General features: G+C 72.4%; 9 protein-coding genes. 6 read left to right on the forward strand and 3 right to left on the reverse strand.

What is annotated here, in order from left to right; all coding sequences use genetic code 11:
* Positions 1–142: 142 nt before the first annotated feature.
* Positions 143–538 (forward strand): GNAT family N-acetyltransferase, encoded by a 396-nt coding sequence (locus tag OG310_RS19680; RefSeq protein ID WP_329457190.1) that lies wholly within the window; start codon positions 143–145, stop codon positions 536–538.
* 264 nt (positions 539–802) lie between these two features.
* On the opposite strand, the gene OG310_RS19685 is transcribed toward OG310_RS19680, so the two are convergent.
* The 3 genes from OG310_RS19685 to OG310_RS19695 all read right to left on the reverse strand — a co-directional run bounded on the left by OG310_RS19685 (position 803) and on the right by OG310_RS19695 (position 3,077).
* Positions 803–1,366 carry a CGNR zinc finger domain-containing protein gene (locus tag OG310_RS19685; protein WP_329457191.1) on the reverse strand — a complete coding sequence of 188 codons (564 nt, stop codon included), beginning with the start codon at positions 1,364–1,366 and terminating at the stop codon, positions 803–805.
* Between the two features lie 158 nt (positions 1,367–1,524).
* The gene (locus OG310_RS19690; protein WP_329457192.1) at positions 1,525–1,722 is read right to left on the reverse strand and encodes a hypothetical protein; all 198 of its coding nucleotides are present in this window, start codon (positions 1,720–1,722) and stop codon (positions 1,525–1,527) included.
* A 299-nt stretch (positions 1,723–2,021) separates the two neighbouring features.
* On the reverse strand, positions 2,022–3,077 hold the full coding sequence (locus tag OG310_RS19695; RefSeq protein ID WP_329457193.1) for an alpha/beta fold hydrolase: 1,056 nt from the start codon (positions 3,075–3,077) through the stop codon (positions 2,022–2,024).
* A 310-nt stretch (positions 3,078–3,387) separates the two neighbouring features.
* On the opposite strand from OG310_RS19695, the gene OG310_RS19700 reads away from it, so the two are divergent.
* The 5 genes from OG310_RS19700 to eccB all read left to right on the forward strand — a co-directional run bounded on the left by OG310_RS19700 (position 3,388) and on the right by eccB (position 12,713).
* Positions 3,388–4,185, forward strand: coding sequence for an SAM-dependent methyltransferase (locus tag OG310_RS19700; protein ID WP_329457194.1), 798 nt, complete (start codon positions 3,388–3,390; stop codon positions 4,183–4,185).
* Positions 4,186–4,549: 364 nt separating this feature from the next.
* Positions 4,550–5,068, forward strand: a complete 519-nt coding sequence (locus tag OG310_RS19705) for a MarR family winged helix-turn-helix transcriptional regulator (RefSeq protein ID WP_329457195.1) — start codon at positions 4,550–4,552, stop codon at positions 5,066–5,068.
* Between the two features lie 755 nt (positions 5,069–5,823).
* Complete coding sequence (gene eccCa, locus OG310_RS19710; protein ID WP_329457196.1) at positions 5,824–9,807, forward strand: type VII secretion protein EccCa; 3,984 nt, start codon at positions 5,824–5,826, stop codon at positions 9,805–9,807.
* Between the two features lie 109 nt (positions 9,808–9,916).
* Positions 9,917–11,359 carry a type VII secretion integral membrane protein EccD gene (eccD, locus tag OG310_RS19715; protein ID WP_329457197.1) on the forward strand — a complete coding sequence of 481 codons (1,443 nt, stop codon included), beginning with the start codon at positions 9,917–9,919 and terminating at the stop codon, positions 11,357–11,359.
* A 10-nt stretch (positions 11,360–11,369) separates the two neighbouring features.
* Positions 11,370–12,713: a type VII secretion protein EccB gene (gene eccB, locus OG310_RS19720; RefSeq protein ID WP_329457198.1), complete on the forward strand. Its 1,344-nt coding sequence runs from the start codon at positions 11,370–11,372 to the stop codon at positions 12,711–12,713.
* Position 12,714: the final 1 nt, after the last annotated feature.

A 12,714-nucleotide genomic window follows, 5' to 3' on the forward strand; every position in this document is an offset into this window, starting at 1 on the left:
AGCCTGCGTTCGTATGCGCCGGCTTGTTCGCGCCGGCGGGGTCGCTCGCACGGCTCGGCGACCAACCGTCGCTCGCGCGATGCCTGCGATCGTCCGGCCTGCGATCGGTCCGCTCTGCGATCGGCGCGCCTACGATCGGGGCGTGACGGTGAGATACGAGTGGCGCGGTGACTTCGACAACGGTTCCCTGGACGCGTTGCACGCCGAGGGCTTCGGGCATCCGCCGGACAACGCCGACTGGCGGGCTCAACTGGAGGGGCACAGTCTCGGCTGGGTCTGCGCGTGGGACGAGGGCGGCCTCGTGGGATTCGTCAACGTCGCCTGGGACGGCGGAGTCCACGCCTTCGTCCTGGACACCGTGGTGGCCCGGCGGCTACGGACGCGGGGGATCGGCGCCGCCCTGATCGACACCGCCGCGCGAGAGGCGCGCGCGGCGAACTGCGAGTGGCTGCACGTCGATTTCGAGGACCACCTGGGTCCCTTCTACTTCGACGCGTGCGGCTTCCGGCCGACGAGCGCCGGTCTGATCGCTCTCTGACCCCGCACGGCTGCGGCTGCGGCAGTGGCGGCAGGAGGAGGAAGCGGTCGCGGAAGGGTCCCGACGGACCGGTGAACTGCCGCCGTCCTCAGGGGTGTTCGGCCCGTGGTTGGTGCCGCGCGCGGATGCCCGCGGTGAGAGCGACCGGACCCGATCGCCCCGGACCCGATCGCCGCAGAGCCCCAGAGCCGCATCGCCGCAGAGCCGTATGACCGCAGGGAAGTCCCGCAGGCGTGGCGGCGGTGACGTCCCGGGCGAGCGGGGTCAGTGCGCGGGCGCGGCGTGGGTCGTCTTCTTGCGGGCGCGGTAGGCGGCGGCCTTGATCTTGTTGCCACAGGATTCCATGCCGCACCACTGCCGGCGCATGCCCCGCGAACGGTCGATGTAGACACGGGTGCACTCGGGGTTGTCGCACTCCTTGAGGAGCGGGACGTCGGGGCCGCTGAGGAGCTCGACGGCTCCCCGGGCGACGGTGGACAGGGCCTCCGGCGCCGTCGCCTTCGTCCACCGGCCCGACGGGGTGAGCCGGGGTGCCGCCGCGGGCTCGCCCGCGGCCCCGTTCAGGGTGGCCAGTGCCTCGTGGTCGTACTCCTCGCCGAGGCGGCGGGCGGTGATCAACTGGTAGATCGCCTCACGGACCGTCGCCGCCCGGTCGACGTCCGCCTGGCCGCCGACGTCGACCGCGTCGACGATCCCGGATTCCAGGTACCAGGCGGTCAGCCTGTCGGGCGTCGCGAACATCTCGAACCGCACCGTACGGCGCGCTCGCAGCGTCGCGGCGAAGTCGAGGGCCGGGTTTCCGCATACGAAGACATGATTCGGATTCACGTCACCATTTTGGCAAGTGACGTCCGCGTTGGCAAAGCCCGATACCTCTCCGTCCGCCGTTCCGGCCGGGCTCGTAGGGGGTTTCGGCGGGTGCCTCCTGGACGCCCGGCCGGCTGCGGGACGCGCTTCCGGTGGGCGCCTTTTCCGGAGGCGAAGGGTCAGAGACCCAGGTCCAGGGCCAGGCAGGAGTAGTGGTTCCACGCGCCTTCGGGGTTGTACGCGTCCCCTGCCCGCTCCCTCGCGGACACGGGCTTCTCCTCGACCATGTCCTCGTAGTGGACACGCTCGGGAAGAGCGCCGAACCGCGCGTGGCGGGCCGCCGCGGCGGCGCCGTCGATCGTGATCGTGATGGCCATGTCACTCTCCGCTCAGTCGGTGGCGGCATTCGATGTCCGCTCTGTGCCGATAACGCTGACAGTCGCTCGCGTCACCTGTCAAGAAGGTGATGTATGACGTAACACTTACGGCGTGCGGCCGGTGACCTGCGACGCGCCACGGATGGGGGGTGGGAGCCTCCCGCCCGTCGGCCCTCGCCCGTTGCCCCGTGCCCCGTGCCCCGTGCCCCGTGCCCCGTGCCCCGTGGCCGGTCGCCCGGCGCAAGGCCGCCGGGCCGGGCGCGGCCCCGCGCCCGCCGCGCCCGTGGGGTCCGGGTCCCTCAGAAGTGGTCCACGTCCACGACGGCCTGGGCGAAGGCGGTGGGCGCCTCCTGCGGCACGTTGTGGCCGACGCCGGCCAGGGTGCGGTGGTCGTACGCGCCGGTGAACTTGTCCCGGTACATGCTGCCGTCGCCCGGGGCGGTGAATGGGTCCAGCGCGGGGTCGAGGGTGATGGTCGGGACCCCGATGGTGGGCGCCGCCGCGAGCTGCTGCTCGTAACGGTCGTAGCGGCGTTCGCCGTCGGCGAGGCTGAGCCGCCAGCGGTAGTTGTGGATGACGATGGCCGCGTAGTCGGGGTTGTCGAAGGCGGCGGCCGTGCGCGCGAAGGTGGCTGCGTCGAAGTTCCAGGTGGGGGAGACCGTCTTCCAGACCAGCTCGGCCAGTTGGTCGCGGTCGGCCGGGGTCTCCATGGCGAGCTTGCCGCGCTCCGTGGCGAAGTAGTACTGGTACCACCAGGCGTACTCGGCCGCGGGCGCGAGCGGACTCAGGTTGGCCTTGAGGTTGGTGACGAGGTAGCCGCTCACCGACACGAGTGCCTTGCAGCGTTCCGGCCAGAGGGCCGCGATGATGTCGGCGGTCCTCGATCCCCAGTCGTATCCGGCGAGGACGGCCTTCTCGATGCCGAGGGCGTCCATCAGCGCGACGATGTCGAGGGCGACCGCGGACTGCTGGGCGTTCCTGACGGTCCGGGCGGAGAGGAAGCGCGTCGTGCCGTGGCCGCGGAGGTACGGGACGATCACGCGGTAGCCCTGCGCCGCGAGCAGGGGCGCGACGTCCACGTAGCTGTGGATGTCGTAGGGCCAGCCGTGCAGGCAGATGACCACCGGGCCGTGGGCGGGGCCCACTTCGGCGTAACCCATGGTCAGCACGCCGGCCTTGACCTGCTTCAGCGACGCGAACGAGGTGTGGGCCCCGCCCTTGACCGAAGGCAGGGTCGGCGCCGGGGTGGGGCGCCTCGTCGCGGCGGAGGCGGCCGGTACGCCGGTCAGGGCGGTCAGTGAGGCCGCGGTGGCGCCGGTGCCCAGAGCCATGCTGAAAGTACGTCGGTTGATCATGGTGGGTCCTCCGCGCGTTTCGGTGTGCCGGCCTGCGTGCCGCCGGGCGTGTGCCGGTCGGCTGCCCGCGCCGCCCTCGGTGGGTTTGCGTGCGCGATGACTTTCGCACGGCATGCGTCACCCGTCAAATAGGTGACGGAAGTATGACGTGGACGTCGGACGGCGCGTCGGAGAAGGCGGCACGCCGTCGGCCGCCGCCCGCCCGGAAGAGGGGAGTTGGACGCTCACGGGCAGGCTGCCGGGCCGATGTGGCAGGCTGGCGCCAGCCGGCCGCGGGCGGCGCCGCGGCGGTAGTCGAGAGGGGCGCAGCATGACCCGGAAGAGCTTCCACCGCGACGAGATCGACACGAGCAGGCCGCATCCCGCGCGGATCTACGACTACCTGCTCGGCGGAAAGAACAACTACGAACTCGACCGCGAGGCGGGAGAACGCCTGGCGGGTGCGGCGCCCGAGGTGCGGATCGGGGTGCGGGCCAACCGCGCGTTCCTGCGGCGTGCCGTGCGGTACGTGGTGGGCAGCGGCGTCCGCCAGATCCTCGACATCGGCACCGGACTGCCCACGTCGCCGAACGTGCACGAGACGGCCCTGGAAGTGGCGCCTGACGTGCGCATCGCCTACGTGGACAACGATCCGATCGTGAACACGTACGCCGACGCGCTGCTCAGCGGCGCGGGCGAGACGAGCGTGGTGCTCGGCGACCTGCGCGAACCCGGGGCCCTGCTGCAGCACCCGGACGTCCGCCGGGTCATCGACTTCGACCAGCCGGTGGCGCTGCTCCTGGTCGCCGTCGTGCACTTCCTCGCCGACGCCGACGAACCCGGGCGGATCATCGCCACACTGCGCGACGCGCTGCCGGCCGGCAGCTTCCTGGTGCTCTCGCACGCCACCGGGGACTTCGCCGACCGCAGCGAGGCCCAGGCCGTCTACGACAACGCCAGCGCACGCCTCAATCTGCGCTCCCGCGCCGGGGTCGAGGGTTTCTTCGAGGGCTTCGAGCTGATCGAACCGGGCCTGGCCCAGGTCCCGTTCTGGCGCCCGGAGACGCCGCCACCGGCCGGATCGGGCGAGATCGGCTTCTACGGCGGGGTGGGACGCAGGACCCGCTGAACCCGCGCGCCCGCTGACCCCGCGTATCCGCACCCGCACGGCAGTGCTCGCCGTACCCTCAGCACCCTCCGCACCCGCCGGATCGCCACCGCGCGACCCAGGCGGGTGCGATCCCGTCCGCACCCGTGCGCGTCAGCACGCCCGGCGAACGCCGCGTCGGCCCCGCCCGCCTCGCGCGACCGCCCCACGCCGTCGCACCGACCCGCGCGGACGCCCTGGTACGACGCCCGACCGACGCCCGGACCGGGTCCGGACCGGCGTCCGTGACCGGCGGGAACGCGCGTGAGAAGGTCAGCGCGGAACAAGGTGCCTGAGCGGTTCGTCTCGGTGGCCGAAGCGACAACCGGGTGTACGGAGGGTGGGAGTGGCGTCACGCGACGGCCGTGCGGCCCTGGTGGGGGCCGTGGAGCAGGAGGTGCGGGGCCTGGTCTCGGGTTCCGTCCGCTTCCACCAAGCGGTGGCGGACCGCCTGGGGTTGAACGTGCTGGATCTGAACTGCCTGGAGGCCCTGGTCGGTCGTGGCGCGATGACGGCGGGCCGGCTCGCGGAGGAGAACGGCGTCACGACCGGTGCGATCACCGGTGTCGTCGACCGGCTGGAAGCGGCGGGGCACGTCCGCAGGGAGAAGGACCCCCACGACCGGCGGCGGGTCATCGTGACCCCGCTCGACGGCGCCGAGGCGCGCATCGCTCCGCTCTTCGCCTCGCTCGGGGGCTCGCTCGCCGAGCTCTGCTCGCAGTACAGCGACGCGCAGTTGGAGGCCGTGCTCGGCTTCGTGCGTGCCGTGGGGCCCCTCACGTCCGAGGAGGCCGTCACGTTGCGCGCGGGGTCGCCCCCGAAGACGTCCGGGCCCGCATCGCGTGCGGTGGCGCCCGAACGCTGACCGGATCGTCCAACTCCCCAATCTTGAAGCGGAGTTCATGGCCTGTGGGGCGGGCGGCTGATGCCCGTCGCCCGCGGTTCGCGGGGCCGCGCCCTTCGCGACGCCGTACGGGGGCGCCGCCGGCGTCGGTGCCCGACCCGCCTGCCTGCCCGTTCGCGGCGGGTCCCGCCGCGCGGCGGCGCGGCCGTCATCGAGGTTCCGCCCGCCCGTCGGCCGGTGTCCCCGGGCCGGTGTCCGTCACCGGGTCGCCGTCCGGGTGCCGCGACGCCGGAGCGGGCGAGCGGGCCCGCGCCCGGATGAGAGGGTATTGCGCGGTACTTGCGCCCGCTTTTCGGCTGTGCCGGATCGGGATTACGGGGTCCGCCCGTGGTTCACGGTCCTGTGCATGAGGTTTGTCACAGCGCGTCCCGGTGTGTCGTGCCGGTCGGGATCCCGGGGGGAATTTCAGATGAATTCAACTTCATAAACTTCGTGTGACGGGAACGTCCGGGCGGCGCCGGGTGTCTGTCCATGTGGAATCTCGGCTACTCCAGGGCAAGAAGGGGCGTACAGGGAGTAACGAGCCATCACATTTGTCACCGGGAGGGCCTGATGACCGTTTCATCCTGACGTGACCTTGACGCTGTCCGTTTGTGGGCAAATCGAGCCCGTTCACGTAACCGCAAGATTTACCGGGGGGTGGTCGCCAGTTCTTTGGAACTCTCTATAGTTGACAACCCCATTAGCGCGCGCGTGGAGCAGGAAAGAGAGCCGATTTGAGCACCGTGGTCGCAAAGCGCTCACCACGTGCCGAGGCGCCCCGTCTGCCGGAGGGTCAGGTCGAACTGGCCGAACCTCCCGTTCTGGGTGAGCCGGCCACAGCGGACTTCGGGTCCACTCTCATGTACTTGCCGATGGGCCTGGGTGCCGGCGCCATGGTGCTGATGTTCTCCATGCGCGGCGGCGGCCCGACGACGTACATGATGTCCGGGATGATGGCCGTCGCGATGGTGAGCATGACGCTCACTCAGGTCGGCCGCGCGGGCGGTGAGCGGCGCAAGCGCATGCGCGCCGAGCGCCGCGACTACCTCCGCTACCTGGCGCAGAAGCGCATCCAGGCCCGGCAGGCGGCGGACGAGCAGCGCGCGTCGCTGCTGTGGGACAACCCCGACGCCGCCGACCTGTGGGCGCTCGCGCTCGGCACCCGGCTGTGGGAACGGCGCCCCGCCCACGAGGACTTCGGCCGGGTCAGGATCGGGCTCGGCGTGCGCAGGGCCGCGTTGCAGTTCCTGCCGCCGCAGACCAAGCCCGTGGAGGACCTGGAGCCGCTGTCCGCGATCTCGCTGCGCCGCTTCACCCGCGCCCACCAGACCGTGCCGGGCCTGCCGATCCCGGTGGCCCTCGGCCGTTTCACCAGCGTGGAGTTCGCGGGCGAGGCGGAGAGCGCGCTCGGGCTGATCCGGGCGATGATCGCCCAGCTCGCCGTCTTCCACTCGCCGGACGAACTGCGCGTCGCGGTCCTCGCCGACGAGCAGGGGCGCGCCGAGTGGGACTGGCTGAAGTGGCTGCCGCACAACGCGCATCCGTACGAGGAGGACGACGCGGGGCCCCTGCGGCTCTGCTCGGACGACTACGACGCGCTGTTCGACCTGCTCGGCTCGGACGTGCAGGGCAGGCCCGACCACGACCCCGCGTCCACGCCCGGTGTGGTGGAGCCGCTCGTGGTGATCGTCGCCCAGGGCGTACGGATCCCCGACGGCTCCCGGCTGCTCGGCGCGGGCATCCGCGGCGTCGTGCTGCTGGACGCGACGGGCGCCATGACGGGCGGCCCGAAGGTCCTGCGGCTCACCACGCACGGCACTGAGGTGGAGTTCCCGAGCGGCAGCGACATGGTGACCGCGCAGGCCGACACGCTCACCGCGCGGGCCGCCGGGAACCTGGCACGCATCCTCGCGCCGATGCGCACGGGGGGCAGCGTCGACCTCTCCGACCGCGCGCTGGACTCCGACTTCGACCTGACCGCGCTGCTCGGCATCCGTGACGCGCACACCTTCGACGTGGCCACCAAGTGGCGTCCCCGTATCGAGCAGGCCGCCCGGCTGATGGTGCCGCTCGGTGTGACCGACGACGGCGAGGTCGTCAATCTCGACATCAAGGAGTCCGCGCAGGGCGGCATGGGCCCGCACGGCCTGCTGATCGGTGCCACCGGATCCGGCAAGAGCGAGTTGCTGCGCACCCTGGTCATGGGCCTCGTCGCGACCCACTCGTCCGAGGTGCTCAACCTGGTCCTGGTGGACTTCAAGGGCGGTGCCACGTTCCTCAACATGGACCGGCTGCCGCACACGTCGGCGGTCATCACCAACCTCGCCGACGAGATACACCTCGTGGACCGGATGCGGGATTCCATCAACGGCGAGATGATCCGCCGCCAGGAACTGCTGCGCGAGTCCGGTTACGCGTCCCTCTTCGACTACGAGAAGGCGCGCGGCGCGGGCGCGGAGCTGACCCCGCTCCCCTCGCTGCTGATCATCGTCGACGAGTTCTCCGAACTGCTCGCCAGCAAGCCGGAGTTCGTGGACCTGTTCGTGTCGATCGGCCGCCTCGGGCGAAGCCTCGGCGTCCACCTGCTGCTCGCCTCGCAGCGACTGGACGAGAGCCGCATCCACAAGGTGGAGGGCCACCTCTCGTACCGGATCGCGCTGCGGACGTTCTCCTCGATGGAGTCGCGCAGTGTGATCGGTGTGTCCAACGCGTACGAGCTGCCGTCGGCCCCCGGCAACGGCTTCCTGAAGGTCGACACCACCAACCTGGTCCGCTTCAAGGCGGCCTACGTCTCCGGCGCCGCGCCGGCGCCCACCGGCACCGGCGACCCGTACGCGGCCGGTGGTGAACTGTCCACGGAGGTGGCGCCGTTCGCCCTGGCGCAGAGCGGCGAGCTGCGCTCCGCCCGGGAGGACGAGGCACTCAGCGCCCTCACCCAGGAGTCCCTGCGCACCGGGGGCGACGAGGGCGAGGAGAGCGAGGAGAGCCTTCTCGAACTCCTCGTGAACCGGCTGGAGGACAGCGGCCCGCCCGCTCGCCAGGTGTGGCTGCCGCCGCTGACGTCCCCGCCGAGCCTCGACCAGCTCCTGCCGGGCATCGTCCCGGACCCGGCGCGCGGTATGACGGCCGCCGGTCACCCGGCGCTCGGTTCGCTGCGCATCCCGCTCGGCATGGTGGACAAGCCCTTCGAGCAGCTGCGTGAGCTGCTGGTGGCGGACCTGTCCGGTGCCGACGGGCACGTCGGCCTGGTGGGAGCGCCGCAGACCGGCAAGTCGACGATGCTGCGCAGCCTGATGCTGTCGCTCGCGCTCACCCACACGCCGGAGGAGGTCCAGTTCTACTGCCTGGACTTCGGCGGTGGCGGTCTCGTGTCGACCGCGGGCCTGCCGCACGTCGGTTCCGTCGCGACCCGCCTGGAGCGCGACCGGGTGCTGCGTACCGTGGCCGAGCTGACCCAGTTGCTGGAGCGCCGCGAGCAGATGTTCACCTCGCGCGGCCTGGAGTCCATGGCCGCCTACCGAGCCCTGCGCGCGTCCGGCGAGATCGACGACCCGTACGGCGACGTGTTCCTCGTCGTGGACGGCTGGGGCACGCTGCGCCAGGACTTCGAGGACCTGGAGCCGCGCGTCAACGAACTGGCCGCGCGCGGCCTCTCGTTCGGCCTGCACATCGTCGCCTCCGCCGTCCGCTGGTCGGAGATCCGCTCGCGGCTGCGGGACATGCTCGGCACCAAGTTCGAACTGCGCCTCGGCGACTCGATGGAGTCCGAGGTCGGCTCCAAGGCGGCGGCGGGCGTCCCGCACCAGCCGGGCCGCGGCCTGACCTCGGCGGGGCACCACTTCATGGCCGCGATCCCGCGCCTCGACGGCTCCTCGGAGACCGCCGACCTGACCGTGGCGACCAAGTCCGCGGTCGTGGAGATCGACACGTTCTGGACGGGCGGCTCCGCGCCCGGCGTACGGCTGCTGCCGACCGAACTCCCGGCCGCCCAGCTGCCGGCCGCCGAGGGCACCGACGACCTGCGGATCTGCCTCGGCCTCGACGAGCAGCGCCTCGCGCCGTACTGGCACGACTTCGGCGCCACCCCGCACCTGATGGTGCTGGGCGACGGGGAGACCGGCAAGACCAACGCGCTGCGCCTCGTCATCAACGGCATCACCTCGCGCTACACGCCCGACGAGGCCCGCATCATGGTGGCCGACCCGGGCCGCGGCCTGCTGAAGTCCGTACCCGAGGAGTACCGCGTCGGGTACGTGGTGGACGCCGAGGCCCTCGTGCAGCTGTCGAACAACGCGGCCGTGTCCGTCGGCAAGCGCGTCCCGGGGCCGGACGTCACACCGGAGCAGCTCGATCAGCGCGACTGGTGGACCGGCCCCAAGCTGTTCGTCCTCATCGACGACTACGACCTGGTCACCGGCGCGCCCGGGATGGCCTCACCGGTCGGCCCGCTCACCCAGCTCCTCGCGCAGGGCACGCACATCGGCCTGCACGTCGTGGTGGCCCGCAGCACCTCCGGCGCGATGCGGGCCATGATGGACCCGATGCTGCGACGCCTGTGGGAACTGGGGAACCCGGCGCTGCTGTTCTCCTATCCCAAGGAGGAGGGCAAGTTCCTCGGCGAGGCGAAGCCGCGCACTCTGCCGGTGGGCCGCGCCCAGCTCGTCACCCGGCGCGGGGTGCGGCTCGTCCAGACCGGTCTGGTGGTGCCACCGTCGTGACCGTGCCTCCGTCCGCCGTGCCCGTCCCCGCCGCGTCCCCGCGCGGCACCGGGCGCGCCGAGAACCCCCGTTCCTGTTCCTGTCCCCCTCCGTGCCCACCGGGAGCGTCATGACGACCTCGCCACCCGCGGTGTCCGTGTCCACGAGCGACGTCTGCCGGATCACCGTCGAAGGCCCCACCGGCCGCGCCGACCTGGCGCTGCCCGTGGCGACACCGCTCTCCGCACTCCTGCCCACGCTGCTGCGGCACGTGGCCACCTCGCCCGAGCGCGCCAACGCGCCCTGGGTGCTGCAGCGGCTCGGAGAGGAGCCGTTCGACCTCGACGGCAGCCCGGACACGCTGGGGCTGCGCCACGGCGACGTGCTGTACCTGCGGCCGGCCGACGAGCCGCTGCCGGGACTGCACTTCGACGACATCTCCGACGGGGTCGCCCACGCGGTGACCGGCCGTTCCGACCTGTGGCGGCCCGAACTGACCCGGGGCCTCGCCATCGCGGTCGGCGGGCTCGTCCTGGCCGCGCTCGGCGTCACCGCCTTCGGCGCGGGTCCCGGTGTCCTCGCGACGGTGGCCTGCGCGGTGACCGCGCTGGTCCTCGTCGCGGGCTCCGCCGTGCTGTCCCGGGCGGGTGCCGATCAGAGCACCGCGGGGGCGGCGGCCGTCGGCGGCCTCGTGTTCGCGGCGTTCGCCGGGTTCGCGCCGTTCTCCGCCGCGCGCGTCCCGGCGGTCCTGCCGGCCGGTGTGCACGGCCACGCGTCGCTCGGGCACTTCGCGCTCGGCATCCACGGACTGCTTCTCGCGGCGGGCGCCGTCGCCTTCCTCGCGGCCCTGCTGCTGGCGCTGCGGGTGCTGCCCTTCGCGCTGCCGGGAACGTTCCTGGTGTGCGCGATCGCCGCCGCCGTCGGGGTCGCCGTCGCGCGGCTCGGGGACGAGTCGGCCGTCCAGGCCGCGGGGATCGTCGGCGTCGCGATGTTCGTACTGGGCCACTTCGGGCCGCGTCTGACCCTGCGGGCCGCCCGGCTCCGGGTCCCGCAGCTGCCGCGTACCGCTGAGGAGCTGCAGCAGGGCATCGAGCCGGAGGACGAGGAGTCGGTGACCCGCCGGGTGCGCGCCGCCAGTTCGTACCTCAACACCCTCAGCATGTCCTCCGCCCTCATCTACGCGGTGACGTTCGCGGCGCTGGTGCACGAGGGCGGCTGGATCGGCTGGCTGCTGCCGCTCGTGTTCAGTGCCGCCGTCCTGCTGCGCGCCCGGGGCCTCGGGGGCGCCCTGCAGCGCGTGCCGATGACCGCCGTCGGCGCCTTCGGCCTGGCCGTGGTGGCCCTCACGCGGCTCGCCACGGTCGGCACCACGGACCGTGCCGTCGTCATGGGCGTGTTCCTCGCGGCCGCCGTCCTGCTGGTGGTCGCGGCCTGGCGGCTGCCGACCGGCAGGCTGCTGCCGGTGTGGGGCCACCTCGGCGACATCGCCGAGACCCTGACCGCCGTCGCGTTGCTGCCCCTGCTCCTGCAGGCGCTGCACGTGTACGCCTTCTTCCGCCAACTGGCCAGCTGAGGAGCGCACCGTGCAGACACGGAAGGACCAGGTCCAGGCGTACCAGTTCGCGATGGGACGCCTCGCCACCGCGCTCGTGAGCGGCAACCCGGGCGGCGGTGACAGCCCCACCCGGCGCGCCTCCCTCGGCACGTTCTTCGGCGCGGCGATCGTCGTACTGCTCTGCATCGGCTTCGGCGTGTACGGGCTGATCTCGCCCGTCGCGAAGACGTCGTGGAAGACGCAGGGCGCGGTCGTCGTGCAGAAGGAGAACGGCAACCGCTTCCTCTACGTCGCCGGCGTGCTGCACCCCGTGCGCAACCTCGCGTCCGCGCTGCTGATCTCGGGGCAGGGTGCCGCCAACCCCGAGTCCGTGTCCGCCAAGTCCCTTGCCGGGGTGCGGGTCGGCTCGCCCGTCGGCATCCCGGACGCGCCCGACGTGGTGCCCGGCGCCGCGTCGCTGCTGACCGGCGCCTGGACCCGCTGCCTGCGGCCCGGCCTGGCCGGCGGCCAGCTCGTCGACTTCTCGCCCGACGGGCACACCGCCGCGTTCCCCGACGACCGGCAGGTCCTCCTGTCCGGCTCCAAGGGCGCGCGGTACCTGCTGTGGCACGGCTCCAAGTACCGCATCACCGACGACGCCGTCATGATCGCGCTCGGCATGGACGACGAACAGCCGGTGCCCGCGCCCGACAACTGGCTCTCCGCCGTACCCGACGGGCCCGCCCTGGCCGCCGCGAAGATCGACGGCGCGGGACAGCCCGCAGGCCAGGTCGCCGGCCGGTCCACCGCCGTCGGGGACCTGTTCACCACCGGCGGTACGGGCGCTTCCGCGCACTTCTACGTGATGCTCGCCGATGGCATCGCGCCCGTCACGGCCACCGAGTCCGCGCTGATGTCCGCGACCTCGGGCGCCGCCAAGCCGCGTTCCGTCGCCGCCGCGGACATCGCCGTCGCCCCGGTGTCCAAGGACCGCACCTTGATGCACCGCCTGCCCGACCTGCTGGACATGCCCGCCGCCGACACCAAGGGCGCTGCGGTTTGCGTACGCCAGGAGTCCGACGGCGCCGACCTGCGCAGCGGGGTCGTCCTGGAGCGCGGCGCTGCGGCCACCGGATCCCGGCCCGTGCTGCTGCCGCCGGGCAGCGGCGTCCTCGCGCTCGACCAGGCGCAGGTCGGCAAGCAGGGTGTCAGCCCGCGGGAGTTCCTCATCACGGAGGACGGCGTGGAGTACTCGATCAGCGACGACCAGGCCACCTCCGCCCTCGGATACGGCACCGGCGGCCTGCCGCTGCCGGAGAACGTCCTCACGCTGCTGCCACGCGGCCCCGAACTGAGCAGGGCCGCCGCCGTCGCCACCGTCCAGAGGGGATAGC

Origin of the sequence: Streptomyces sp. NBC_01497 (assembly GCF_036250695.1) — a bacterium.
GTDB lineage: Bacteria > Actinomycetota > Actinomycetes > Streptomycetales > Streptomycetaceae > Streptomyces.